Below are 26671 nucleotides of genomic sequence, written 5' to 3'. Positions count from 1 at the left end.
TTTCCGGGTCAAAGGTAAAACGCCGCCGTACCGCCTTGCCAGCGCCAATCCCGTTCTACGCCGCAGAAAAATCTTTCCGCCGGCATCCTGAACAGAATCTTCCGCCTCCCCTTTCCACAGCTTCCCGTGCCCGCATTATAAGCCTGGCAGGAGTAGCGGCGGGTCCCACTCCCGGCTTTACAAGTCTTTCAGGAGCTTTTAGTATCGGGACCAGGCCCCCGCACCTTCCGGCTTGCCCCCTGCTCCGGGGAAACAAAGCGTTGGCGGGCTTTATCTTCAGACCGTGCCGCCCATGTTCGGATATTACAGACTTGCCTCCGCCGTCCCCCAGCTCCGCGTAGCTGACGTGGACTACAACACTGACCAGCTCATTGCAGGATTCCGGCAGGCTGCGGCGCAGCAGGCGGCGGCAGTCGTCTTCCCGGAACTGTGCATCACGGGCTATTCCTGCGGGGACCTCTTCTTCCAGCCGCGCCTGAGGGAGACGGCCCTGAATGGGCTGTGCCGCTTTGCGGAAGCCACGAAAGGGACCAGGACCATTGCCGTGGCCGGGCTGCCGTTCCTGTACGGGGACGCCCTGTATAATGCCGCCGCCGTAGTGCAGGGCGGCCGGGTTCTGGCGCTGGTTCCCAAAACGATGCTCCCCAACTACCGGGAATTCTATGAAAAACGGCAATTCACTTCCGGCAGGGAGCTGGGCGCGGGCGTCCGGGAGGCCACGGTCAATGGGGCGCTGGTTCCGTTCGGCACGGACATCATCTTTCATGATGCAGCCTCCTCCTTCAGCTTTGGCATAGAAATCTGTGAAGACCTTTGGAGCGTCATCCCCCCCAGCTCCATGCTGGCTCTTCAAGGCGCCAGGGCCGTCTTCAACCCGTCCGCCGGAACGGAACTCACCGGCAAAGCCGCCTACCGTCGCGAACTGGTCAAACAGCAAAGCGGCAGATGCCTCTGCGCCTATGTCCTGGCCTCCGCCGGGGTGCATGAATCCACCACGGACGTGGTGTTTGGCGGGCATTCCCTCATTGCGGACAACGGCAGGCTGGCGGCGGAAGGCGAACGGTTCCGCAGGGAAAGCTCCCTCATTCTGGCAGACGTGGACTTTGAACGGCTGGCGGCGGCGCGCCTCTCGGAAAGCTCCTTTAACGACAGCAAGGCGTTATGCCCCTCCGGGAACACCCTTCATCTTACCCTGCCGGAGGAAGTTCCCCCCTCCCCCGGCCTGGAACACGCCTGCAATCCTGCGCGGCCCTTCCTGCCCCCGCCCCGGCACCGCCGGGAACGCTGTGAAGAAATCATCGCCATCCAGACGGCGGGGCTTGCCAAGAGGATGGAACACACGCATGCCCAAAGGCTGGTGATAGGCATCTCCGGCGGCCTGGACTCCACGCTGGCCCTGCTCATCTGCGCGCGAGCATGCCAGGCGCTGGACAAGCCCGCTTCCGCCATTCTGGCCGTGACCATGCCGGGCTTCGGCACCACGGACCGGACACACACGAACGCGGTGAACATGTGCCGCCTGCTGGGGGCGGAACTCCGGGAAATACCCATTTCTGAAGCCGCTCTCCAGCACTTCCGCGACATTGGGCACGATCCGGCGGAGCGCACCACCACTTACGAAAACGTGCAGGCCCGCGAACGCACGCAAATCCTGATGGACCTGGCCAACAAGATGGGGGGCCTGGTGGTGGGCACGGGAGACCTGTCTGAAATAGCCCTGGGGTGGAGCACCTACAACGGGGACCACATGTCCATGTATGCGGTCAACTGCTCCATCCCGAAAACGCTGATCCGCTGCCTGATTGAACACATTGCCGCCCAATCCTCCCCGGAACTGGCGGCCACCCTCCTGGACATCAACAATACCCCCGTCAGCCCGGAACTGCTGCCGCCGTCGGACGACGGCACTATTGAACAGCGGACGGAAGACGTCCTGGGGCCCTACGACCTGCACGACTTCTTCCTCTTCCACTTCATCAAATACGGCGCACAGCCGGACAAAATCCTGTATCTGGCGGAAACTGCCTTCCGGGATGAATTCCAGCCGGACTTCATCCGCCGGTGCCTGGGAATCTTCATCCGCCGCTTCTTCCGCCAGCAATTCAAGCGAAGCTGCATTCCGGACGGCCCCAAGGTGGGCACCATCTCCCTCTCCCCGCGCGGAGACTGGCGCATGCCCTCCGACGCATGGGGAACCGTCTGGTCAGACGGACTTTCCCATAGCTGAAGCGCCTGCGGCATGGAGGAACGCTAAAGGAGCGGCGGCATTTTCCCGGCTGTGCCGTTCAACGGCACGGGATTCCTTTAATGGCCCGGAGCCAGCTTCAGGCCGATGATGCCTATCAGCAGAAACGTGGCCGCCAGCATGCGCCAGACATTGGAGGAATCCCCAAACCACAGGATGCCCACCATGAACGTGCCCAGAGCGCCGATGCCCGTCCACACGGCATAAGCCGTGCCTATGGGGATGCTCCGCTGCGCCAGCCACAGCAGGAAACCGCTTAGAGCCATGCTGAACACGGAGAACGCAATGCAGGCGGCAAACCTGCCGCTCCCCGTACCGGGGGCCTGGGAAAGCTTGAAACCCAAAGGCCATCCGATCTCGCAGAGACCGGCCAACACCAGATAAATCCAGGACATATATTGAAATAGGGTATCCTCTTCCGTTCGCCGGCCTTCCCGAATTGGGAGAAGCTCCAAGGGCAACGGATGCCCTGAAGGGTACCTGCGGCCGCCCCGGAAGCAAGCAGGCAAACCATCCGCACCCTGTCATACAGAGAATCCCAGATCAAAAGGGCTACACACGCTACCGAAAAAACGATAAAATTTACAAACTTCAAACATGTGTGAAGAGATACTCTTTACACTCATAAATCATCAACTTGATCGCTTGATAATGAACAATCTAAAAAATACGAATCAGAATCGGCCACTAAAGAAATCACAAAATTGTGATAAGAACACACTCTCAAGCTCTGTAATAACATATCAGAAAATTTCATTGTTTTCAGATTCAAAGCAGGCAATGCAAGAGGCTTAAAATCAAAAAATTAACAACATACAAATTCTGAAAACAACTTTGACATTGCGAAAAGTATCTAACAAGCCTTTGCGGAAAATAACTCGAAGAATACTTTTACATTGAAAAATGGCACAAACTCAAAAGTTTGTGCCATAAATTTAGATCTTTGATTATTAAAAACCTATACATATTTCAATCCACGAATCCATGAAGGGTTCGATGGAAGTGAGAATAATCCCTGACCTCCCTTTTGTCAACCTTCATGTAAAGGTTATTAATATGCCTTAAAAAGCTCTTGGTTCTTTGAGAGATTCATGGTAATTATCGAAACACAAAGAAACATCAAGGAAGTTGCAGCCTCCTTGATGTCTCCTTTAACCCTAATCTCTGATTCCAAGCAGTGACACCAGAGCCTAGCGTCCGTACCCATATGCTAACAGGTTTCCTACTGATGTCAATGCGATGGAATGTTGAGATTTTAGTCCTCGGCTTCTTATGAAAGACCTACTCAATATCATCATTGTATTTCAAACAACTACCCGTTATTTCAGTATTTCAACTCCTTGCTGGCTCATTGCAAGTATTTATATCCTTAAACAACTTCTATAGTAGGTTCTTAATCGTATCCAGCTTCCGGTCCTCTTTTTCCTGTTTCCGCTGCCGGGCTACTCGATCGGCCAGATCGTCAATGACGTGCAGGCTCGGGCCCGTACGGGCGTCCTTGTACCATTTCAGGAGAAACCGTTGCTGCCCGTCGCGGCTTTTGACGTTAAACCATGACTTGAACTGCTGGGGGGAAAGCTTGGACCAGCCGTAAGGGAACGTGGCGCCGTAACCCAGCGCCAAGGCGGCGCTCAAGTTCAATTCCTTCATGCGCTCCACGATCACCAGGTGATGCAAGAACTGCTTTTCCCCATCATTTTTGAAAGAACCCAGAAAGCCCAGATCGTGGTTCGGGTAACTCCAGAACCACGTCCGTTCTCCCCACCACCGTTCCTGAATTTCCCGCCCCGGCCCTCCCAGCACTTTTCTTACCTCTTCCAGCGTCTGTCCCATCAGGGGCTTTCGTGCCCTGACGGAAAAATCCTTCATGGCCGCGGCAAGCGTCCGGGCAGCCGTCTGCTGGTCCTGAATGCGCTGGGCCTGAAGCCTTTTTACCAGAAGCGAAGATTTCAGCTCAAAGTAGCCTTTGTCTCTCCAGTTCTGCAGCTTGTATCCCTGCTCAAAATTCCGGGAATACAGCGTGCAGTCAACAACTCCTTTGACGGACGGCAGGGCGAAGGAAATCCCGGGAACAATTTCTTCCGCCAGTTCAATGGCCTCCGCCACCGTAAAACCTCCCTTGCGGCAAAGATCCAGCCCCACGCACCTCCCATTCCACATCGTCGCCGTAATGGATAAATTCTGCGGGGCCGGAAACAGCCATTGCCATGCGGTGCACCGGGAAACAATGGAAGAGAAAACAGCGTAGTCGCAGTCATTTTTGCTGTTCTTCCCATCCAGGGTGCCGGGGTACCTCTTCAAATCACGGAACTTCCCTTCCCCCCAGAGGGCCTTCAACTCCTCCAACGTCATTCCCAGACGCGGCCTCTCGCGTAAGGAGGCCATCTGCTCCTCCGTCCTTTTCACGGCGTTTCCTGAAGCCTCTTCACGCAGAGCCCACAAGGACTCCAGGGAAGCGGTTTTTGTTTTGGGAGGTTCATTAGAAAAATCCAGGCAATACCAGCCGGGCTTGCTTGTCCATCCGCCGGTAGAGGTCAAATTCAAAGGATTCTCCGATTCAAACGCGACTGGCTGGCTGACGTTGGAAGTTCTCTCCCGGACCACCGAATATCCCTTGGGAAGATAATTCATCATATAACGGCCCGCTTCCGTAAGAGTCATGGCTCTTCTTCCATCGACTACGGAAAGGCGGCTCGCCACCTTTCCGGGCCCCTGGAAATAAACAATGATGCTGTGATCCTTGAAATTCCATATTCTCCCGCTGCTGGGCCAGGAAGTTGGTAAGTGCTTCTTTCCGTAAAGCTGTTCAACTTCCGCCAATGTTTTCCCCAAGGGAGAAGAAGGCTTGAGCGTTTTTACGGACAGGACCCCCAAGGTTTCACTGGGAGAAGAGGAAGCGGCAGCGCATATATAAGCGGAAAACGCCAGCAAACCTGCCGCCAGGCAGCTGATCTTTATAAAATGGTTCATGGGCAAATATCGTTGGGTACATATAATCTAACATATATAATCAACTTTTGTACATTGAAATTAATTAACTTTCCTGCTCACGAATTTGCTAACAAAGAAAAAAGATTCTTTTACCTCCGAGGAAATATGGAATCCTTTGATCATCCGCCTGGGTGCAGCTACGGAAAAGACAGTTCAAGTAGGCAGCCGGTCATTCCTGCGGGAGCATGGCATTGCGGCCCCATCACTCCGGGGAAAAACGCGGAGTTCCATGATGTCCCGGCCTGCTTTCCGGCTAAAAAGCACGGGAAGCTCCATTCTGCTGCATGTCCTCCTGCACAGGAACGCAGTCTCCTCCCTAATGCCTTGCGGCCTTCTCGGCAAAGCGGTCCGGCTGGTAGGGCCGATGGGGGGATGTTGAAGCAACGGCCCCATTCAACAGCGCGACTGTCCCGGAACCGTATCCGGGGACTCCGTCAGCATGCAGAAGGGAAGAATGAGGGAGGATTGCCCTCCCTCAATAAAACTTATTTGGACACCGGGGGTTTCTTGCCGGCAGCCAGCCCCGTGTCCTTCCCCTCGGTCAGCCACTCAATCGTCACGGGAACGAACTTCAACTTTTTGATATGCGGCTGGTTCTCCTCATAAAGTACGCCTACTACGCCGGGCTCCACCATGGCAAGGCTGGAATAGGCAAAACCGCCTTCGCCCAACAATTTTTTCACAGGCCAGGTCTTGCCGTTGTCATAGCTCATCGCCACCTGCCCCTTGATGCGCCGTCCGGCACTGGGTCCGGAAAACAGAATGCGGCTCTTGCCGCCAAAGGCAGGCTGGTCCGTCAGAGAATAAGTCATCAGGGAATTCTGCGTGCTGTCGCAAAACAATTCCGGAGCATCTTCCACTTCACCCCATGTCTCTCCGCCGTCCTGCGACCACACGATGCGGCGGCAATTGCCTCCGCCCCAGTGGCGCGCGACCATGACCACGCCCCCGTTATCCGTTTCCGCGATGGACGTTTCATTCACCAGGCCCTTCATATTGGCGGTTGGCTGGCTCTGCTTCCAGCTTTTGCCGCCGTCATCACTGTAAATGCAGGAAATCACCCACTTGCCGAACGGTCCTTCATTCATCGGAATTACCAGACGCCCCTTGTGGGGACCGCTCCTCAACTGCGCCCCGGCATTCGGGCCGGAAGCCATGATATCCACACCCGTGGGGCGCTTGGTCGTCTTCGTGATATCCTCCGGCTTCGTCCAGGTGGCGCCTCCGTTCCTGCTCTGGATCATGAAATTGCGGATGCACTTCTCATCATCCCATCCCTGGGGGATATTGGGCTGCCGTTCCTTTACTCCGGCGGGATAACGCTGGAACACGACAGTCACCGTCTTGGTTTTGGCATCATAAACCGGGCAGGGATTATTAAAGGTGGCCCCATGCGATTTGGCGATCGCCCGGGGACGTGACCAGGTCTTCCCGCCATTCTTGCTGACGCTCATGATCAGGTCATTTTCCCCCTGGTCCGTATTCTTGTACCGGCCTTCGGCAAACGCCAGAAGCTGCCCCTTGCCGAGGCTGAGCAATGCGGGAATGCGGATGGATTCATAAGGATTCCCCTCCCCTGCGCTAAATACGGTCACGGCGTTGTCCGTGGGAAAGCCAGCCTTTTCTTCTTGCCCCAATGCCGGCAACGCCACGGCGCATACGGCACTCATCAAACACTTGAATACGGAATTCATCATCCTCTTCATCCTATTCCACTTTCTCTTTCCGCACAACAGCCATGTCATGCATTCGAGTGAAGACCAGAGGAAACTTTTGAGGAATGAAGGCAATCAATTCGGTTTTCCGCAGGCCTCCCGGATGCCGTCACGCCTTCCGGAAGAAGGGAGCCAAACACGCCTTCCAGGCAATTCATGACTCGGTAATCATGCGCCTCCTTTTTCCGCCTCTTGGCAGAGATTTCACGCCAGGACTCTCAGATGGGAAAAAATCGGGCCAATACCATGAGTGTATAATGAAATATCATCAAAACATGCTGATCATCATAACAATAAAAAATAACGGGTGTCCGGCACCGCAGAAAATTCGCCCGGGTGCCGTGGCCGCGCCGCACGCGACGAATACCCGTTAAAAAGGAACCTGCGGGAAGCGCCCGTTCCCTGGCGAAGCCGTTCTCCCAGAGGTCATACTCTCAACATGGAAATATGTCAGGATGTCAAAACCGGTACGAACATGCATCCATGGCATGTTCCCATTCCTGGCGGGAACCCTTTCAGGGAAAACGAAAAACGATGTCGCTTGCAGAAGCGCGCGGCTTCTCCCGGCCGGATGGAAAAACCCCGTCGACAATGCATTTGCAGCCGGGAAACAGGGGGCGTCGGCAAACGGGATGCCCATGAAATGTAACGAAATATATAACGATGGAAACTAAGGAAACATTGCAATCTTTGGATGAATGGTCCAGGCAGGAACTGAAAGACATTCTGGATTTTTATATCAATTATGACTACGACCCCAAAGGCGGTTTTTACGGAGCCGTTCTGAGGACGCTTGAACCGGTCAAGGACGCCGACCGCTCCATTGTGCTCAACGCCAGACTCATGTGGACGTTTGCAAGCGCCTACCGCATTCTGAAGGATCCCCGCTATCTGGAAATGGCCAACCATGCGAAGGATTACATCAAGGAACACTTTGTAGACAAGGAATACGGCGGAGCCTACTGGGTGGTGGACGCCCAGGGCAACCCCGCGGATGAGTCGAAATACCCCTACGGCATTGCCTTCATCATCTACGGAGGAGCGGAACTGGCAAGAGCGAGCGGCAGCAAAGACGGCCTGAAGCTGGCCCGGGACATGTATGAAGCGTTGGAAAAACATGCCCTGGATTCCAAACACAGGGGATACTTTGAAACCTTTACCCGGGATTGGAAAAGGCGGGATGACAGCTTTAATATTCCGGACCCTTCGCTGGGGTCCAAGGCGCTCAACACCCATCTGCACATGATTGAAAGTTATACGACTCTGATGCTCGTGGATGATGATCCCAAGCTGAGGAAAACCGTAGGCGAACTCATTGACATCATGACCAACAAGCTGCTGGACCAGGAATACTTCCACTACAAGCCCTACATGACTGATGACTGGAAATCAACGGACACCCTGTTTTCCTTCGGCCACGACATTGAAGGCGCCTGGCTGCTGACGGAAGCCGCCGAAGCTTACGGAGGCAAGGAACTGGTGGAAAAATGCAAACCGATTTCCGTGCGGATTGCCGATGCATGCGCGGACGGCATCAACCCGGACACAGGGGGCCTGTATGCGGAAGCCAACGAGTACGGACTCGTAGACCGTCAGATGTCCTGGTGGGTGCAGAGTGAAGCGGTCATCGGCTTCTTTAATGCCTTCCAATTGACGGGTGATCCCAAATATCTGGCGCTGACAATGAACGTAGTCGACTACATCAGGAACTATGTCTCCGACCATAGCGGCGGGAAATTCCGGGAATGGCTCTCCAGAGGAGACCTGGATCCCCAGGACGGAGACAACGAATTCAGAGTAAACGCCTGGAAAGGCCCCTACCACAACGGCCGTATGTGCATGGAACTGATTGAACGCATTGCAAAAATGCAGGCTTAAAACACCGTTCCTGAAATAGATGCCGTAACTGGCATAAGTCTTCTTTCCGAGGAAACCGTTCCAACGGAAATGCAGACTGGGTAAAAACGGCTGTTTATTTGCCGCCAAGGGATGAAGCCACCATAGGGTTTCATCCCTTTCCATTGGAAAGCAAACGGGAAGGAATAAGATATCTTGTGCCTGTCCGCAAGGTAGAGGGTCCCTATCTCAGTTCTTATTCCAAACCGGATAATTTCTTCTGAAACCTCCGTAAAACAACCGGCTCTGCATGCTGTCTGCTTCTTTATTGTCATGGGGCGGCAACTTTCCCGCATACCCTTACTACAGATGTGGGGCATTTCCCAAAATCGGAAATGGAGCTAATTTAAATGGACATAATGGATGCTTTCCCAGATGAAACAGGCATTTGAAGCTTCATGGGACAGAGGATGTAAAATGCTGATCTTTATCGAAATCATTGGAGAATATGGCAACTGGACGCACTCGCCCGATTCTGCCTGCCTAACGAAGCCGGCTTCAGCGGAAAACATGATCGATCATGCAATATCAGCCAAGTTACAAAATCGGATATCGACCGGGGCCGCACAGCAATTTCGGGAGAACGTATGACAATCCTGAACAAGCGGAAAAAAGCGCGTTAATGTCTATTCCAAAAACTGGGGCGTCTATTGAACTACAGAAACTTAATATATTCGTCGCTTTGTGGCACCATGGGAAAAAGTGTTGCGCAGAATAAAATAAACCACTTAATGTAAATTACATATAGATGATATCGAACATTTTCACCAGCACTTACTTTAATATAAACAGTAAAAAATATTTTCTATGAAAAACTTTTTCCTCATTCTGGTGGCATTTGCAACTTGTAGCTCGGTTCAAGCCGAACTTCTGTCCCATTTCCTTGACGGGCAGGCAAGCCCTTATAACCACGCTGCCACAGTACCCGGCATTGACTCTTCGGGAGGCAGCCAGATGACTACTTATGAGGGGGCCATCACTTCATTCACCTACAGCAGAAATCTGGATATGATCAACTTCCCAACCGTATCGGGTGGCGATGGCAACTATTGGGCCCTGTTCAATGATCATACAACGCCGAGCGACACCCCCCACTACGACAAATCATATATTCAATTTTCAACCAAGGCAGAAGAAGGAAAATCCCTTGATTTATATAACATTACGTTTGATTGGGGAGCGGCTGTCCTGGAACCGACAACAGTAACTTCACGGTTCGGATTTGAAATTTTCGCCAACATAGGCGGAGAGGATTGGATACCTCTTGGTCTGACAAGCCAGCGAGGCATCATTAATGTTGGAACAGATGCAGGATTCAAAACTTTTGATCAAAGTGTATCTTTCGACTTAACTTCCTGGAGTCAAGCCTACAGCAACATAAATGAAGTCACATTCAGAATTGCTTTTGCCAACACGACCGAAGATGTTGAGGAAAGTTTGGCGATTAGCAACATACGGCTCAACGGCATGGTGCATGATGCTATTCCGGAGCCTTCGACCTCCATGCTTGGCTTGCTTGCATTCATTTCCTGTCTCGTTCGTAGAAAAGTCCGGCCAGCCTAGATGGTGCAGAAAATTATTCCGGCTCATCAGAAGATAAATAAAATGGGTGAAATAAATGAGACAAATTGCAACAGCAATAGGGAAAATTCTCGATCCTTCTTATTTTCTAAATATACGCTGGACAAATAATCTACAAACGATAACCAGGCCTTAGAACTCTCTCATTTGAACCGGCTCCAATTTGGGGTATAGGTCACTAAAACGAGAACAGGAGCTCCATGTCTTCAAAAGGAATGGATAAGCCATGCAGGAGGAAAGGAACGGAAGCGGCTCCGGTTGCCTCATGAAATCTACCTGGAATCCATCTTGTTCATCCTGCCCCGGGATTCCAGGGGATAATCGAAAAACGGGCACCAGTTATCCATGCGGTACACGACGTCCTGAATCCGGGTCTTAACCTTCTCCCCCTGGGAATCCCGAAGGCATCCGCGCGCTCCGGTACGCGGACCGGAGGGAAGCTTCTCCTTCAAGGTCATCCCGTACCGGAGACGGCAGCCGGAAGGGTCTGACGATGTTGCGATGCGGACGACATTGCTGCCGTTCAAGCTGACGGACTTGATCTCCAAAGGCTCTTCCCGGCCGTTCACGAGGGAAAAGCCGTAATTGCCCGGATCAAGAATCGTCCTGGTATCCAGCACCAGAGGAGGTATAGGCGCGAAAAACTTCACGTCTACCGTCCAGTCCTGCCCCTCCCTGCCGATTGCATGGGCGACGGGATGGATGGGCTTCCACTTCACGCCTTCCACCATCACCTTATACATGACGTATCCGGCATACTCCCCGTAAAGCCGGGACATGGGAGCCGTCAAATGCACCCCGTCGCTATAGGTGAAATGATACATGGGCGTGGTCATGATGTACCGGCTGTCTTTCTCCAGGGCCAGATCCAGCTGGGCCATGGCAATCACGGGGTAATCCGTGGGATTCTGGGCAAAATAATTGAGGTGGGAAGAAACCTGGTACCCGAAGCACAGCACGTCATTCTTCTGCCCGATAACGGCCTTGGCGTCCGCGTTAATATCCTGGATCAGGGCGCGCATCCTCTCCTTGTACCACTCCCTGGTTTTCCTGTCCTGCTGGTCGGTTTCCCCCTGCGTCCACAGGAAACAGGGCATGGAAAAGGTCTTTCCGGCCTTGGCCGCCAGCTCGCGGCCCGCTTTTAAATCATCCAGAATGCGTTGATAAGGAGCCTTCCCTTTGGAGAGAACGCCTATGCTGACACCGCCCACGCCGTCGGCAGAGCAAAGGAACCGGACCCTGGCGGCCTTTCCGGCATCGCGCTTCTTCAGCAGGCGCATGAAATTACCGGCCGCTCCGGAAACGGGCGTCTCCCCCCTGGCGCCGTCCGGAGAAACCCTCTCCACCAGAGGAACTACGGCGCTCCGGTCATTGCCGCCCTCAAAAGGCCGCACGCCGCCCTTGAACATCAAATTACCGTCCTTCTGCTCCGTGGTTACGACCGGCTTGGCCGTCCACCCTACGGAAAGCGACTGCCCATAAGACGGGACGTAATTCCATGCCGTCAACACGGGCTTCTGCGCAAAACTGCACGGGATCGCCGCCATCAACAGGCAGAAAAGAACGCCGGAACGGACACATATATTCATCTTCATCATATCACGGAATCATGAGCATGTACGGCTGGACGCTCATTAAAATTTCCATTTGCTGAAGAAAACTATCAAGGAACAGATGAAACTGCCTCATCCCTGAACAATCTTATTCTAAAACATTAATCATCAGCGCCAATAACATGGCGCAGCCCGTGCCTGCCCCCGGTCATGAAAATGTCGGGATGCTCCCTCTTCCTGCCGACTTATCAACGAAGGCTGACGGAAAATACATTCTTTCTTTTCCGGTACAGGCATCCGGGAAACTTCATGCTGTCCTCAAAAATCAGTCCGCCCGGTTTGACCGGAATGGAAAGGCTGCTCCTTTCTCTCGGCCATCGCCTCATCAATGACCAGCTTTTTCAGGGTCTCCCTGTCTTCGTCGAGCGCTACGGTTCTGAGCGCATGTTCATAGCACTGGCGGGAGTATTTCCGGGCTTCTTCCTTGAATTGCCCGTTATCCAGGTTATACAGCTCGGCAAAAGCCTTCAACAGCTTGATGTCAATAACCGTAATGCCTCCTTCATCCCGAAGGATAGGGGCAAAAATATCTGAAAACAGATTGGAGACAGTTAAAGGAGGCACCCAGACTCTCTCATACTTCACCTCGGCATGGCGTTCCGCCTGGGCGTAATTCGTCAGGAGCCGCACGCCCCGGTTGATAATATCAATCCCTGTGCCGTAATCATTGACGGCCGCGGACAAGGCCCGGGCGGCAATTTCAGCAAGCACGCACAATCCGAATCTGGGGTCCTGTTCAAAATTGCGCTCATGGCCGACCACAAAAGCTCCAAGTAGCTCACGCCGGGTTTCAGACGACACAGGCTTGTCAACGTAAACCAGAATTGAGGAAACGGAAACGAAATCCCCCGGCAGAGAGATAACGTAAATATCAAGGTCCCTGTCCCTGGAAAGGTGGTCCATCTTCCCCATGTCAATATATTGGATATTGCCTGTCTGTTCACTCCTGACGGGAACGGCATTTTCCGGAATATCAAGTTCCCGGTCAGCCAGGGGATTGGCCCCCAGATACGGCTCTCTGGCGCGTTCCAGCAATGCTTTCCGCGTTACTCCCTCCACAAGCTCTGAAGTCTCGCCCACCCGGCCAAGACGGGACAAATGCTCAATCCACCGGATAAGCGTGACCAGAATAATGGCAATGACCCCCAGCGTGACAACGAACAACACGACTCTTCCCTTCTGGTCGTACATGCCGGAATTCAGGAAAATAATCGCAATCAAACTGAAAATGAAGGACCCGATGAACGTGGAAAGTGCATTCTGGGCCGTGGAATCTTCCATCAGCAGCTTGGTGGCCCGTGGCGTCACGCTTGATGTAGCCGCTGCATAGGCGGAAACGACGGTAGTTAAGGAAAAAGTAGTAACCGCCAGCATGCTTGAAGCCAGGATGTTTAAAATCGTATCAACCGTATCGGCCCCGATCTTCTGGAAAATATCAAACGGCACAAACTCACCCAGATAAATTGATGCAATGGCCGTAATAATAGCCAGCAGGGCAAAATAGGTAGCCTTGACCCAAAGCAGCTTGTTAGCCCGCAAAAACAATAACTTGATTTGAAAAATGAAGGACCCTTTCATCAGAGACTGGAATTGAAGAACAGCGGAAGGCTACTCTCCTGTTAAAACAATATCCTGGCCTCTCCGTTCAAGAATAAGACTCTCAAAGAAGAAGGAAAGGTGTACCATGTTACAACTTTAATGTCCCCAAGGTAAAATACCAGCGCCATGGAACGCCATGAACCGGAAAGCCCTGCTAACGGGTTCTGAACCTGCAAAAAACGCTTCACCCGAGGCAAATATCTCGAGCATGGCAGCAGCGGATGCCCCTGTCATGGAAACCAAAGCAGGGGGAGGCCAGTGATTAAAACAATGGAAGCCTTCAAAATCACGCGCAGAGAAGATTGACAGATACAATACTGAAGCACTCCCCTTCATCAAACAGCCCGGGCCTTGCGTTGAAGCCGCGTGGGGTTCCGTTTGCCGGTAAAAAGAGAAATAGTGAAAGAAGAGGAAAACGGAGAGTGTAACTTCTAACATCGTAAAATCATTCACTCCCCACGTTGTTATGAACCGGATCATTTCATTCCTCTCCCTTCCCCTGCTGTCGCTCGCAACAGTATTTGCCGCCAACACGCCGGAAAGTATCGGCAATGACCTCCAGCTATTCAAGGATGCCTCCTGCACGGCCCTGAAACAGGATGTTAAGGACACTTCCGCTTTCCAGTCTGACGCGATGAAGGAACTCGCGGGCAAAATCCTGGCAGGCAGCTACAAGCCGGACTACCTGTATGCCGAATATCAGGCCCTCCCCTCACCCCGCCAGACGGGCAAAAATCTCAGAATCGGCGACGGATTCAGCAAATACGACAACATGACGGGCGTCTACCTAGAAAAAGGGCAGCACGTCGTGCTGGTAGGCAAGACGGATGGACGTGGAATCAGCCTCCTGCTCCCGAACCTGATGCGCAAGCCGGCCGAAGGAGTGCAGCCGACGAAAGACCCCAACGGCTGGGGACTGCACAAAAAGCAGATTTCCCTCAAGGAAGGAATCAATATCATTGATGTGGAAACGCCCGCCAACGCCTACATCAGCTACTTCACCAATGATGCCGATACGGCTCCGAAAATCCCCGTCCATTTCGTGACGGGCAAGGTCAACGGGTATTTCGACACCACCCGGGGCGACACCAACGAAGACTGGGTACGCCTGCTTGACCAGGCCGTCTCTCCGATTATGGACGCCCGGGGAAAATACATCCAGGTGGCCTATCCTATCGAATTCCTGAAAAAATTCACCAGAGACCGCGGTACCGAACTGATCGACGCCTATGACAAGCTGATTGGCATTCAATACCAATTGATGGGCCTTGATAAATACGGCAAAATCCCGAAAAACCGTGTCTTTGCCCGCGTGAACTTCAACTACTACATGTTCCGCGACGGCGACGGAGTCGCCTACCTGGGAGACAACGGCACCATGCGGATGGTGACCGATCCGGAAAACGTCCTCAAGGGCGACGCCTGCTGGGGGTTCTCCCATGAAGTCGGACACGTCATGCAAATGCGCCCGATGACCTGGGGCGGCATGACGGAGGTCAGCAACAATATTTTCTCTGTTCAAGCCGCCGCCAAAACAGGCAACGAAAGCCGCTTGAAGCGCCAGGGCAGTTACGACAAAGCGCGCAAGGAAATCATCGACGGAAAAATAGCCTACCTGGAATCAAAGGACGTCTTCAACAAGCTGGCCCCCCTGTGGCAGCTCCATCTTTACTTTACCAAAAACGGGCATCCCGACTTCTACCCTGACGTCATGGAGTACCTGCGCAACAATGCGGGAAACTACGGCGGAAATGAAACGATCAAATACCAGTTCGAATTCATCAAAGCCTGCTGCGACGTCACAAAAACCGACCTAACCGACTTCTTCGAGAAATGGGGATTCTTCAAAACCGGACAATTCCACATCGGTGACTATGCTAATTACGATTTCATCGTCACTCCCGAAATGGTGGCTGAAACAAAAAAATGGATTGCCGATAAAGCCTACCCAAAACCTGAAACTGATATCACCAGAATAAGCTAATAGGATATTCGATATTCCTGTCCATTCCTAATAAGTATCAGATATACCTTACCTTATGGTAATAATGAAAACCTTTTCATCACTAGGAAATGTATGAAAAAGGAAAACCAGTTTTTTCCTCTGGAATCCTTACAAATTATTCTAGCAGCATTCGAAATAAATTACTCCCTCCCCGGACAAGGAAAAGTAAGGATTCATTTCAAGATGGTTTAAATGATATTTAAAAATCGCCTATATTAATCATGTTTCCCGTATTAATTACGATACGAAGAGTTGAAAGGAATCCATGCATTAACATATACAGCATAAAAATTAATTTCAACTCGTTTTACCATTCTTATAACTCGGGATGATAATTATGCATCATTAAGTAATTCCATAGCTGTTTCTTCACCTCGTTCGATAGCAATTTCAACTGCTTTCTTAGCAAGTTCCAATAAACGATCAGATTCCTCTCTTAAACGAAAACTATTTTGAATTAGAAAAGATATTTCTTTTTGAACTTTGTTATCAATCAAAGGAATCGGGAGATTCCGAAAATCAATTTTATTGATTGCTGTAAGAATTGTTCCAGAACAATAACGTTTTAAAATATTCTGATATAACGGACTTTTAAATAACACTAATAAAGTTTCAGGGGTTATCTCTGGTGAATTAATAACGTAAAAACCTGTTGAGCAGAGAGCCCTCTCATGTTCATTGGTAACAAGAGCACATTTATCTAAAGAGCCTTCTATCGAAGATACAATTACATCGCCTTTACCAATTATCCGACGTGCACGTGATGGTAAATCTTCACCATTTTCTGATGTATAACCTGTTATTTCTCCTTGAGAGCCGATATTAGACAACTCGATATATTTATATAGAACGCCATAAACGGGAGTAAAATTTTCATCCTTAAGATAGCATATTTTGTCTAATGTATCATAACTATTTTTATATTTTTTAATTACAGACAAATAGTTTTCATATTTAGGATGGTAAAATTCAGCATCCAGGCGGCTTGTAGTTACTGATTTAGAGAATTTTTGTGACGTAATTGATTCAGTGCTAATTTTCCAAGCATATAAGCCAATTTCTTTCAGTAACATTTCTTCTGCCTCAGAGTAAATCTTCTCTGATTTAAGAATCAAATTTTCGGCATTGCTCTGTATATTTGCAATTTTATCTTCGCATGATAAACGAGGGATATATAAAGATTTTAAATAGGTGGTTGTGAGTGTTGTTTGGCCAGTACCCCCTGTTTCTCCTCTAGCTATTAATTTTTGACCATATTTTGATGACAAAAATATAAATAAGTAGGCCGGATTAATTATTTTTTTAGAACGGATAATTCCTATGTTTCGACTAAAAATAGCATTTCTAACTTCTTTCACATATGCTATTTTACCAGTGGAACCTTTCCCTTTCAGTGTAATCAAAATATCGCCGTATTTTATCTGAAATCTTTTAAGTAATTGATATTCTTCAGGGCTTATATAATCTGAGCTTTCATAGTTTAATTTTCCATTATTTATATTTCTTCCATTTAGGCAAGGAATATTACTTTTTCCAACAAAAAACGGATTTGGTCCTTGAGTAATCCAAGATGTTAAAACATCAAGTTTTTCTACGTTGTGAGAAAATAAATTTTTAAATATGTCTACATATTCTTTTTTGAAAAATTCACTGTCACATCTGTTTGTATAATTATCAATAAGAACCTCAGATAATGATTTAACCGTAATTTCTAGCCCTTTCAACAATGCGTTGTATTTCGCTTCGTTGAAAGAGCTTGTTAAAAAAAACTTAGTTTTTCTTTTTTAGCAAATTCGATAAAGGCTTCTGCGATGCCGTCTTGTGTCAATCCGTCATGGTTAAAGAGGTCATGTTTTACAATCAGGTGATTGTGGGAATCCAGCAGAAATTCATCATATTCTTTTGGAGTGGCAGTATAGGCATCTATTGGTTCATTCAGTTTGAGTGGACCGCTATCCAAGGATGAAGGAACCTGCTTTTCATCTTGATCTCGTTTGCGGACGTAGATTTTATCACCGCTATTGTCTTTGCTGGGTTCCTGCATGGTGGCAAAGAAGATGTTGTAGTCTTTCTGGCGAGGGCAAAGTTCATCATCCCATTTTTGGACAAGCAGGACACTGGTTTTTGTTCCTGTATGGGGTTTGAAAACGTTGCCATGCAAGCCTATGACTGCCAAAATACGACATTGCTTAGCTATGTATTCGCGAATGTATTTGTCACTGCTGTTGTTAAAGCGTCCTTGGGGTAACACGATAACCATGCGTCCACCGGGTTTTAAAAAATCAAGGTTGCGTTCAATAAACAAAATATCACGGCCAACTTTGCTTTGATATTTGCCATTTGGTTTTTTTCCTAGATCATATTTGGAGAGGATGCGTGTTTCCTTGATATCTCCAGCAAAAGGAGGATTCGCCATCAAGATATCAAATTTGAACTCACGATTGCTCTTCTTATCGGTGCGCAATTTTTTCAACTTGGTCCATCCCTGGCCGTAGGTATCTAACCATTCTTCATCCTCTTTTGTTTTTTCATCCCACCGCTCCCAGTCAAGGGTATTCAAGTGAAGCACGTTGGTTTGTCCATCTCCCGCAATCAGATTCAATGTACGTGCAACACGGACAGATTTTTCATCAAAATCAATAGCAAAAACCTTGTTGTTTACATAATCACAGCATCGGGCCGGTTTTTGTTCCAAGGTGAAGAGATGGCTCTTGTCCAATCCCTCGTCTTTCATAATCTGTTCCCAGACATGGAAGATTGTGTGGACAGGAAATCCGCAGCTCCCGGCAGCAGTATCTATCATTGTTTCATCTTCCTGCGGATTAAGCATTTTAACGCACATGTCGATGACATAGCGGGGAGTGAAATACTGGCCTTTTTCTCCTTTGCTGCTTTTATTGATAAGGTACTCAAACGCGTCATCCACGACGTCAAGATTGCTGTTGAACAACTTAACGTCTTGAAGAGACGATATGCAAACGGAAAGGTGTGATGTAGTTAGTTCAATTTTAGAGTCGTCCGAAAAAACGCCTTCCCATTTCTTTTTGGCATCATTGAAAAGAGTTTGGATCTTTGTCTTCAATTCGGTTTCCGTATCCCCATAGTTCCTGAATTGAAGATGGCGTTTAGGGTTGCGGCCACTCTCCATTTCGTCGTAAAGCTTGGTGAAAATGAGTTTGAACAATTCTTCAAACACATCAACCCCGGCATTGGCGAGTACTTCATCCTCCATTTCAAGGATCAAATCTTTCAATGATTTTCGTTCTTTAACCAACTTATCTTTGTTGATTAAATCATTGATTGTCCATGGGTCGGAAAGAATATCCGACAACCTTTCCGTTGATTTGGGGATATTCGGAATGTCTTCAAAATAATTAGGATCCTTACGATGATAGTAGGAAATGGAATCTCCATTTGTCCAAACGCCGATGGGAGCCCCCGTAGCATTGCAATATGACTTTAACTGTTCCTTTCCGTCTTTGAGCTTTGGCTTCTTCATCTCAATAATGATATAAGGAGCAGTCAGCTTTTCTTTGTCGAAAATAACAATGTCGGCGCGTTTTTTTTCGCGTCCGAATGTAACCATGTACTCTAATGCTATGCGGTCTGCCGTATAGCCATATTGAGACATCAGAACTTCCAAATAGAGCTGTCTAACTGCTTCTTCAGGAGTAAGCCTGATTTCTTTACCTCGAATAGAACATGGGTAATAGGGAATATCATTCCCTTTTTTGTCTTGGGAAACGATAATTTTATCTTCAAAATTACGTATTTGGTCAGGGGAAAATTGAGATTGTTTGTAATCAGAGTCCTTGAGAATGTCAGAAAGAGTCATATTTTTTGCAGTAATGAGGTGAATTGATGAAAACTTGAAGTCAAAAATACTTCCTATACATTGAAAAGTCGATTGTTTACATGCTATTTCTCCAATTTCTTCTCCGCATCCCTCCAAACAAGACCGCAATATACTCATTAAGAATATATTGCGGCGAAAAATTGATGGCGGACAGGGAGGGATTCGAACCCTCGGTACTGTTGCCAGTACACACACTTTCCAGGCGTGCTCATTCGACCACTCTGACACCTGCCCGTTGATAGATTGTGTTAGATAGGAAAGCGGGGGTAATGTAACGGTAGAAGAGGGAGTTGGCAATCTTTTTTTCACTTGGGAGGCATTTTCCTGTTTTCCTCAAGCTCTTCCTGCGTTTCCGTCTGTTGCCAGAAAAGGATGGGAAGCGCATAGGTATCCAGGGAATTCTGGAAATGGGATGGCAAGAGAACTTCATGATACCATTAAAAAACAGGCTTCTGTTATCTACAGAAGCCTGTCATTGAACAAGGTTGAGTCCTTCGTGCCCGATGCCTCTCTTCTTTTAGAAAGGCAAAAGACGTTCTTCCTCTTTTTTCAGCGTTTGCGTCTTTCAGGAAGGGACTCTTACTATTAGGTCATTATTTCTTTTCCGGGCGTTCGAGGTCGATACCCCATTTTTCCTGCATGAACTTTTTGTGGAATTCCAGTTTGTCCTTGAAGCGGTTCAGGTTTTTCACCTCCTTGGGGGACCACGCGGTTTCCACCAGAGCCAGAGCGCGTGGGTAAGCCTGGTAGAAGACGCGTTCAATGTTCGGCAGGCGTTCCGCCCACAGGCAGCAGTCTACGCCGCGCACGCGTTCCATTTCCTTGGCGGAGAGGCCGTGGCCCGGTTCCAGGGAGTACACGTTTTCCAGCGTGTTGACGGGCATCCAGCCCGTGTCCGGCTGACCAGAGGGCCAGTCGCCGGAAAGCTGGGGATAGTCAAAGTAGCATTTGCCGTTGGGAGCACAGATGACGTCCACCTTGTCGCCCGTGGTGTTGGCTACCGTTTTAGGCGTGTGGCCGCCTCTCCACGTGGTGACGATCACTCCGTCCGGATATTTGCCCATGGGCTCATACCAGAAGACGGCCGTTTTCCCGCGGCTTTTCAGCATTTTGGCGCACCGGGTGAAGAATTCCACCATTTCCTTTTGAGCGGCGGCCTTTTTGTTTTCCTCCCGGATGCCGGCTTTCTCGCGGAAGTCCGCGCATTTGGGACATTTCATCCAGTTGTCTTCCGGCGCTTCATCTCCGCCCAGATGCACGTATTGGGACGGGAAAATGTCCTTGAGCTCATTGAAGACGGCGTTGTAGAATTTCCACACGTCCGGGTTGCCGGGGCAGACCAGCGTGTAGGAGATGCCCGCATTCGTGCGCACTTCCAGCTTGGGGTTTGGGAAGCAGAGGAATTCCGGATAGGCGGTGCAAAGGGCCTGGTTGTGGCCGGGCACGTCTATTTCCGGGATGATTTCAATGTTCCGAGCGGCGGCGTATTTTACCAGGTCCTTAAGCTGTTCCTTGGTGTACATGCCACCATGGGGGGTTTTGTTGCCAAAGGTTTCCTTACGCTTGGAGGCCACACTTTCCAGCTTGGGGTATCCGGGGACGGGAAGGCGCCAGCCCTGGTCATCCGTGAGGTGGAAATGGAGCTTGTTGAATTTGTAGAAGGACATCACATCAATGAATTTTTTGACGTCCTCCACCGGCACGAAGTGGCGCGCAGTGTCCATCATCATGCTGCGCCATCCAAACCGGGGCTTGTCTTCAATGACGCCGCAGGGAATGCCGCCGTCCTTGTACTGGGCCTGGAGCTGTTCCAGCGTGTTTTTAGCGTAAAAGAGGCCCGCGCGGTCGCCTGCCTGAATTTCCACGCCCTGCGGCTTGACAGTAAGTTTGTACCCCTCCGGCCCCAGAGCCTTGTTGGCGGCCTGCTTGAGGATTTTGGAGGATTTACAAATGCCGGAGGAGGTGCTGACTTCGGCCGGTTCCGGTATGATGTGATAGGGACGGGATTCCACGTCGCCGGCAGCAAGAACACTGCCGCCCATCGCCAGCAGAAGAGGTAGGATACGCCATTTCATTGCGCGCGATTCTGACGGAACCGCTTTCCCTCCGCAATCAAAAAAAGACCATAGGGTTCCGGCATGTCCCGGAAAAGGCGTTCCCCGCCTGCACTTCCATCTTGACGGATGGCTTAAAGACGGGTTTGCTAGTCCTGCGCATGGGAGAGTCCTTTTACACACGCACCACGGAGACACCCCCCTCCGCTTTTGATTTGTCCCTCAGACCACCCGCCTTCAGCGAGTTCCGCGGGCAGGAGAAGATCAAGGACCGCCTGATGCTGATGGTGGAGGCCGCCAAACAGCGCGACGACGTGCTGGACCACATTCTGCTGAGCGGCCCCCCAGGCCTGGGGAAGACGACGCTTGCCAATATCATCGCGAATGCCGTCGGTTGCCGCATTCATACGACGTCCGGACCCCAGATTGAGAAGGCCGGAGACCTGGCCGGCGTGCTGACCAATCTGGAAAAGGGAGACATTCTTTTTATTGACGAGATCCACCGCCTGCACCCGGCCATTGAGGAGTACCTGTATCCGGCCATGGAGGATTTTCGGCTGGATATCATTATTGACCAGGGCCCGAACGCCCGCTCCATCCAGCTGAATCTTCCCAAGTTCACCCTGGTGGGGGCCACCACCCGCGCCGGCATGCTGACCAGCCCGCTGCGCTCCCGCTTCGGCTTGGTGAACCGGCTGGATTATTATACGCAGGAGGATTTGTGCTCCATTATCGAACGTTCCGCCGGGCTGCTGAACGTTCCCGTGGAGGCGTCAGGAGCATTTCAGATTGCCCTGCGCTCCCGCGGCACGCCCCGCGTGGCCAATTCCCTGCTGCGCTGGGTGCGGGATTACGCCCAGGTGCGCGGCAACGGCGTGATTACGGAACAATTGGCGCATGACGCCCTGACCATGATCGAGATTGACGACGACGGCCTGGACGAGATGGACAAGCGCCTGCTGGAGGCCATGATTTACAAGTTTAACGGCGGTCCCGTGGGCCTCTCCTCCCTGGCCGTGGCCGTGGGGGAAGACGCCTCCACACTGGAGGACGTGCATGAACCTTTCCTGATCATGCAGGGGTACATCAGCCGCACTCCCAGGGGGCGCGTGGCGATGCCCTCCGCCTATCTCAAGATGGGGGCCACTCCGCCGGCCAACAGCCAGGGGTGGCTGTTGTAAGCCATCCGTTTACGGCATGGCAGGAGTCCCGCGTTTTGTGCTGGTCATGGGGCCTCCTTTCTTTTAGACTGTTCCCACATAAAACGTCAGGACGTTTTCTGTTCATCATACGCCCAAAGCTATGGCCGCAAATTCTGATATCGCCTTTAAAAGACTGCCCGTCAAGATCATCGGTACGGGCTCCTATGTTCCGGAACGCCGTCTGACCAATGCGGACCTGGAGAAGATGGTGGACACTTCCCATGAATGGATCATTGAACGCACGGGCATTGTGGAGCGCCGCATCGCCGCCCCTGACGAGTATACCTCCCACATGGGGACCAAGGCCGCCCAGCGCGCTCTGGAATCCTGCGGCCTCCAGCCGGAGGATATTGACCTGATCATCGTTTCCACCATTACGCCGGATACGTTCACTCCTTCCACCTCCTGCTACATCCAGGACGCCCTGGGCGCCAGGAATGCCGCCGCCTTTGACATTTCCGCCGCGTGCTCCGGCTTCCTGTTCGCCATGAAGACGGCTGTCCAGTTCCTCGGTACGGGCCAGATGAAAACTGCCCTCATCATTGCCGCGGAAAAGCTTTCCACCGTCGTCAACTGGGAGGACCGCACCACCTGCGTCCTGTTCGGGGACGGCGCCGGCGCAGCCGTGCTCCAGGCTTCCACGGGGGAAGAAGGGGAAGGCTCCATTCTGGCCACGGACATCGGCACGGACGGTTCCCTGCATGACCTGCTTCAGATTCCCGGCGGCGGTTCCCGCTGCCCCACCACGGCGGAAAACGCGCATGAACGCCTGGCTACCCTCGCCATGCGCGGCAAGGAGACCTTCCGCCAGGCGGTTCCCCGCATGAAGGATTCCGCCGCCAGCGTGATTGAACGCGCCGGCCTCACGGCGGAGGAGATCAAGCTGATCATCCCCCACCAGGCCAATCTCCGCATCATCAATGCCGTGGCCCAGCGTCTCTCCATCCCGGAAGACAAGGTGTTCATCAATATTGAAAAATACGGCAACACGTCCGCCGCCGCCGTGGCCATCGCGTTTGACGAGGCACGCCGCACCGGCAGATTCGGCAAGGGGGACAACGTCGTCCTGGTCACCTTCGGCGCGGGGCTTACCTGGGCCGCAGCAGCCATCCGGTGGTAATTCCGTTATTCCATTCCAGAACTTACATTACACATGACAACCGAACCGTACGGCAAGAAGAATCCGTTCCCCGCACCAGTCCTTTCCGTGAAGCACCTGACCGGAGAAGGCAGCCCGAAAGAGACGATCCATATTGAATACAGCCTGGACGGCGCCGGAATGGTGTACATCGCCGGAGACGCCCTGGCCGTGATTCCCGCCAATGACCATGCCCTGGTGGACACCCTGATCAACAAGCTGGGCCTCAGTCCGGACGCCCTGGTCACCACTCCGGAAGGAGAAACTGCCAGCCTGAAGGACGCCCTGGTCAATAACTATGACATCACCAACGTCAACAAGGCCCTTCTGACCAAATGGGCCGCCGCCTCCGGCAGCCAGGAACTGGAAGCTCTGCTGAACGGGGACAAGGAGGCCCTTAATAATTTCCTGTGGGGCCGCGACGTGCTGGACCTGGAGACGGAATACCCCGTGTCCTTTGAATCTGCGGAAGCTTTTGTCGGCATCCTGAAAAAGATCATGCCCCGCCTTTATTCCATCGCTTCCAGCCCGAACGCGCACCCGGAAGAAGTGCACCTGTGTGTGGGCGCCGTGCGTTACACGGCCCGGGACCGCCAGCGCGGCGGCGTGTGCTCCACTTACATGGCGGACCGCCTCCAGCCGGGACATACGGCCAGGGTGTTTGTACATACCAACAAGAATTTCCGCCTGCCGGAAGATGGAAACACCCCCATCATTATGGTTGGCCCCGGTACCGGCATCGCCCCCTTCCGGGCATTCTGGGAGGAACGCATCGCCTCCGGAGACAAGGGTGGCAACTGGCTGTTCTTCGGTAATCCGTACAAGGCTACCGATTTCTGCTATGAAGACGAGCTGAATAAACTGACGGCAGCCGGCAAATTGAAGCTGTCCGTAGCCTGGTCCCGCGACCAGGAGAAGAAGGTCTATGTGCAGCACCTCATGGTCCAGGAAGGTGAAGAGCTCTGGAAATGGTTGGAAAACGGCGCCTGTTTCTACGTCTGCGGAGACGCTTCCCGCATGGCGAAGGATGTTGACGCGGCCCTCCATGAAGTAATCCAGACCTGGGGCCGCAAGTCACCGGAAGAAGCCGCGGAATACGTGGCTGACATGAAAGAGCACCGCCGCTACCAGCGGGACGTGTATTAATCGCGCCCTCCGGATTTTCCTCTTTTTTATCGCGCTTTTCCACCATCCGTGGAAAAGCGCTTTTTGTCCGGGAACCCGGACGGCCTTCACCGCTACAGGTACTAGGAGAGGCCTTTCACCGGATAAACATTCCGGCATAGAAAGATGCCGTCATTTCCCTTTTATGCGGAAAAAACATGTGCTCCAATTGGAAACCGTTCCTCCCAGAGAAGGTCATTAAAAATTATTTCCGGGCCGCATCTATGACGCGGACGGCTACTCCGGATCCTTGTACGGAACTTCCGTCTCCGTGGTAATCCAGCTACGCTGGTAGGGTTCCAGACCATAACGTACATAGGTATTGTCGCCTATGCCGTTGAGAATTGTCGGGGATTCCAGCTGCGCCCTGCCCCCATATTCCCCCGCCTGCATATCCAGGTATAGTTTGGGAGACACTGACATGTGGTAGGTATCCCATCCCCTAATGTCCGCCAGCTTAACAACCGTATCTCCGGATGCTCCGCCCATGACCAGCCAAACCGCAGCTCCCAGCGTGTTGGTATAAGATATCTCCGACTGGGCGATCACCAGACGGTAGGCCGCGGAACAGGGATTCGTGTTGTTGTCGTAATTCAGGCTGGATTCAGTAGTACGTACAACGTAACTCCGTGGAGTCCCAATGCCGATGAGTTCGCGAACGCGGGCTTTGCACCCCTTATCGTAATAGAGAGTCACTTCAACTAATCGGGCAATAGAAGGGACGCTGCCGGCCACGGGCCTGAAGCGGTAACCATCCATCCCCGCATCCGGTAATTCCGTCCACTCTCCTCCTGCTCCCAGGAGCATGGACATTTTGATCCAGACACCGGCGCTCCCACCGTTATGCCGGAGCGGGATGGAATATCCCATGATCTTGCTGTAATCGCCACCGCCAACTGCTCCGGTAGTTGGCAAGGTAAGGGAGGTACAGCCACTGGCGCCCAAAAGCATCTCGCAGTAGCACCCTGGAACCACATGATTGATCGTCACCCCATTGGTAGCCGTGCACGAGGACGCGAGCCAATAGGTACGCGTCTGGTGCATCAGCACCAGCTGGACCACTCCCATGGCGTAAGCCCGGTTCACAGACGCCGTATCCGTTTCAGCCCCGGCAGCCAGTGGAATATTGATACCTCCGTTGGCGTTGACGATCCCGGAAAACGCGGCCGCCTCCGCCATCAGGTTTCTTAAAACCACGTCCCCCCCGCTCTGCATTCCGCTCCGGCTAGCCGCACCTAACACGGCCGGTTTCAGCATCTGCGTCACCATGGCATTTTCATCAGATACTTCCACGGCTTCCCCGGGAGCCACAAAACTATACTGTCCAGCTGTATCAGCCTCCAGAATGGTGATAAAAGCAGCATCGGCACGGAGTGCCTGAACGGTACAGGCCTCCGTACATGTCAGCGCATACGCGCCCCCTTTAACAGTATCAATTCTCATAAATTTTAATTAATCAGGCTTAAAAAAACACCAATCGACCAGAAAATCATCACGCACAAACCGTCTACCCACTCCAGTTTACCCCCGGCCAGACGAAACCACGCCGGAAGCATCTTTACTCATTCAAGATTCCATTCCCACACAAGGGACAATGCCATCCTCTTCACCG

General features: G+C 51.6%; 17 protein-coding genes and 1 tRNA gene. 7 read left to right on the top strand and 11 right to left on the bottom strand.

Going from position 1 to position 26671, the window contains the following annotated elements; translation table 11 throughout:
• The first annotated feature begins 292 nt into the window (after window positions 1-292).
• Window positions 293-2227, top strand: coding sequence for an NAD(+) synthase (locus HHJ06_RS01175; protein WP_215426977.1), 1935 nt, complete (start codon window positions 293-295; stop codon window positions 2225-2227).
• Window positions 2228-2304: 77 nt separating this feature from the next.
• Here HHJ06_RS01175 and HHJ06_RS01170 read toward each other — a convergent pair whose 3' ends face one another.
• The 3 genes from HHJ06_RS01170 to HHJ06_RS01160 form a co-directional block, all read right to left on the bottom strand.
• Window positions 2305-2640 carry a DMT family transporter gene (locus HHJ06_RS01170; protein WP_215426976.1) on the bottom strand — a complete coding sequence of 112 codons (336 nt, stop codon included), beginning with the start codon at window positions 2638-2640 and terminating at the stop codon, window positions 2305-2307.
• Window positions 2641-3625: 985 nt separating this feature from the next.
• Entirely contained in the window at window positions 3626-5215 is a 1590-nt protein-coding gene (locus tag HHJ06_RS01165) for a hypothetical protein (RefSeq protein WP_215426975.1), read from the bottom strand.
• Between the two features lie 506 nt (window positions 5216-5721).
• Entirely contained in the window at window positions 5722-6831 is a 1110-nt protein-coding gene (locus HHJ06_RS01160) for a sialidase family protein (RefSeq protein ID WP_215426974.1), read from the bottom strand.
• A gap of 810 nt (window positions 6832-7641) precedes the next feature.
• Between HHJ06_RS01160 and HHJ06_RS01155 the strand changes: the two genes are divergently transcribed.
• Window positions 7642-8829 (top strand): AGE family epimerase/isomerase, encoded by a 1188-nt coding sequence (locus tag HHJ06_RS01155; protein WP_215426973.1) that lies wholly within the window; start codon window positions 7642-7644, stop codon window positions 8827-8829.
• A gap of 825 nt (window positions 8830-9654) precedes the next feature.
• Window positions 9655-10410 (top strand): hypothetical protein, encoded by a 756-nt coding sequence (locus HHJ06_RS01150; protein WP_215426972.1) that lies wholly within the window; start codon window positions 9655-9657, stop codon window positions 10408-10410.
• Window positions 10411-10700: 290 nt separating this feature from the next.
• Here HHJ06_RS01150 and HHJ06_RS01145 read toward each other — a convergent pair whose 3' ends face one another.
• The 3 genes from HHJ06_RS01145 to HHJ06_RS01135 form a co-directional block, all read right to left on the bottom strand.
• Window positions 10701-12017, bottom strand: coding sequence for a sialate O-acetylesterase (locus tag HHJ06_RS01145; RefSeq protein ID WP_215426971.1), 1317 nt, complete (start codon window positions 12015-12017; stop codon window positions 10701-10703).
• A 282-nt stretch (window positions 12018-12299) separates the two neighbouring features.
• The gene (locus tag HHJ06_RS01140) at window positions 12300-13586 is read right to left on the bottom strand and encodes a DUF2254 domain-containing protein (protein ID WP_215426970.1); all 1287 of its coding nucleotides are present in this window, start codon (window positions 13584-13586) and stop codon (window positions 12300-12302) included.
• Between the two features lie 150 nt (window positions 13587-13736).
• Window positions 13737-14093 carry a hypothetical protein gene (locus HHJ06_RS01135; RefSeq protein ID WP_215426969.1) on the bottom strand — a complete coding sequence of 119 codons (357 nt, stop codon included), beginning with the start codon at window positions 14091-14093 and terminating at the stop codon, window positions 13737-13739.
• A 13-nt stretch (window positions 14094-14106) separates the two neighbouring features.
• Here HHJ06_RS01135 and HHJ06_RS01130 point away from each other — a divergent pair, with 13 nt between their 5' ends.
• Window positions 14107-15624 (top strand): M60 family metallopeptidase, encoded by a 1518-nt coding sequence (locus HHJ06_RS01130; RefSeq protein WP_215426968.1) that lies wholly within the window; start codon window positions 14107-14109, stop codon window positions 15622-15624.
• Between the two features lie 356 nt (window positions 15625-15980).
• Here HHJ06_RS01130 and HHJ06_RS01125 read toward each other — a convergent pair whose 3' ends face one another.
• The 4 genes from HHJ06_RS01125 to HHJ06_RS01110 form a co-directional block, all read right to left on the bottom strand.
• Window positions 15981-17369, bottom strand: a complete 1389-nt coding sequence (locus tag HHJ06_RS01125; RefSeq protein ID WP_215426967.1) for a restriction endonuclease subunit S — start codon at window positions 17367-17369, stop codon at window positions 15981-15983.
• Window positions 17370-17404: 35 nt separating this feature from the next.
• Entirely contained in the window at window positions 17405-19480 is a 2076-nt protein-coding gene (locus tag HHJ06_RS01120) for an N-6 DNA methylase (RefSeq protein WP_215426966.1), read from the bottom strand.
• A 165-nt stretch (window positions 19481-19645) separates the two neighbouring features.
• Window positions 19646-19735: transfer RNA gene (locus HHJ06_RS01115), tRNA-Ser, on the bottom strand.
• Between the two features lie 359 nt (window positions 19736-20094).
• Window positions 20095-21576, bottom strand: coding sequence for a beta-N-acetylhexosaminidase (locus HHJ06_RS01110; RefSeq protein WP_215426965.1), 1482 nt, complete (start codon window positions 21574-21576; stop codon window positions 20095-20097).
• Window positions 21577-21716: 140 nt separating this feature from the next.
• Between HHJ06_RS01110 and ruvB the strand changes: the two genes are divergently transcribed.
• From ruvB to HHJ06_RS01095, 3 genes are all read left to right on the top strand, one after another.
• Complete coding sequence (ruvB, locus tag HHJ06_RS01105; protein ID WP_215426964.1) at window positions 21717-22736, top strand: Holliday junction branch migration DNA helicase RuvB; 1020 nt, start codon at window positions 21717-21719, stop codon at window positions 22734-22736.
• 121 nt (window positions 22737-22857) lie between these two features.
• Complete coding sequence (locus HHJ06_RS01100; RefSeq protein WP_286010575.1) at window positions 22858-23877, top strand: beta-ketoacyl-ACP synthase III; 1020 nt, start codon at window positions 22858-22860, stop codon at window positions 23875-23877.
• A 33-nt stretch (window positions 23878-23910) separates the two neighbouring features.
• A complete protein-coding gene (locus HHJ06_RS01095; protein ID WP_215426963.1) occupies window positions 23911-25041 on the top strand; it encodes a sulfite reductase subunit alpha in 1131 nt (376 codons plus the stop codon).
• Window positions 25042-25296: 255 nt separating this feature from the next.
• Here HHJ06_RS01095 and HHJ06_RS01090 read toward each other — a convergent pair whose 3' ends face one another.
• A complete protein-coding gene (locus HHJ06_RS01090; protein ID WP_215426962.1) occupies window positions 25297-26502 on the bottom strand; it encodes a hypothetical protein in 1206 nt (401 codons plus the stop codon).
• Window positions 26503-26671 lie beyond the last annotated feature (169 nt).

This window comes from Akkermansia muciniphila (genome assembly GCF_018709685.1).
GTDB lineage: Bacteria > Verrucomicrobiota > Verrucomicrobiia > Verrucomicrobiales > Akkermansiaceae > Akkermansia > Akkermansia muciniphila_E.
Note: the sequence above shows the minus strand (reverse complement) of the source record. Positions and strands in the feature narration are given on the sequence as shown.

Excerpts from the sequence above, each read along its gene's own strand:
- HHJ06_RS01175 (WP_215426977.1), top strand. The coding sequence starts at position 293 with ATGTTCGGATATTACAGACTTGCCTCCGCCGTCCCCCAGCTCCGCGTA.
- HHJ06_RS01170 (WP_215426976.1), bottom strand. The coding sequence starts at position 2,640 with ATGTCCTGGATTTATCTGGTGTTGGCCGGTCTCTGCGAGATCGGATGG.
- HHJ06_RS01165 (WP_215426975.1), bottom strand. The coding sequence starts at position 5,215 with ATGAACCATTTTATAAAGATCAGCTGCCTGGCGGCAGGTTTGCTGGCG.
- HHJ06_RS01150 (WP_215426972.1), top strand. The coding sequence starts at position 9,655 with ATGAAAAACTTTTTCCTCATTCTGGTGGCATTTGCAACTTGTAGCTCG.
- HHJ06_RS01145 (WP_215426971.1), bottom strand. The coding sequence starts at position 12,017 with ATGAATATATGTGTCCGTTCCGGCGTTCTTTTCTGCCTGTTGATGGCG.
- HHJ06_RS01130 (WP_215426968.1), top strand. The coding sequence starts at position 14,107 with ATGAACCGGATCATTTCATTCCTCTCCCTTCCCCTGCTGTCGCTCGCA.
- HHJ06_RS01120 (WP_215426966.1), bottom strand. The coding sequence starts at position 19,480 with ATGACTCTTTCTGACATTCTCAAGGACTCTGATTACAAACAATCTCAA.
- HHJ06_RS01110 (WP_215426965.1), bottom strand. The coding sequence starts at position 21,576 with ATGAAATGGCGTATCCTACCTCTTCTGCTGGCGATGGGCGGCAGTGTT.
- ruvB (WP_215426964.1), top strand. The coding sequence starts at position 21,717 with ATGGGAGAGTCCTTTTACACACGCACCACGGAGACACCCCCCTCCGCT.
- HHJ06_RS01100 (WP_286010575.1), top strand. The coding sequence starts at position 22,858 with ATGGCCGCAAATTCTGATATCGCCTTTAAAAGACTGCCCGTCAAGATC.
- HHJ06_RS01095 (WP_215426963.1), top strand. The coding sequence starts at position 23,911 with ATGACAACCGAACCGTACGGCAAGAAGAATCCGTTCCCCGCACCAGTC.
- HHJ06_RS01090 (WP_215426962.1), bottom strand. The coding sequence starts at position 26,502 with ATGAGAATTGATACTGTTAAAGGGGGCGCGTATGCGCTGACATGTACG.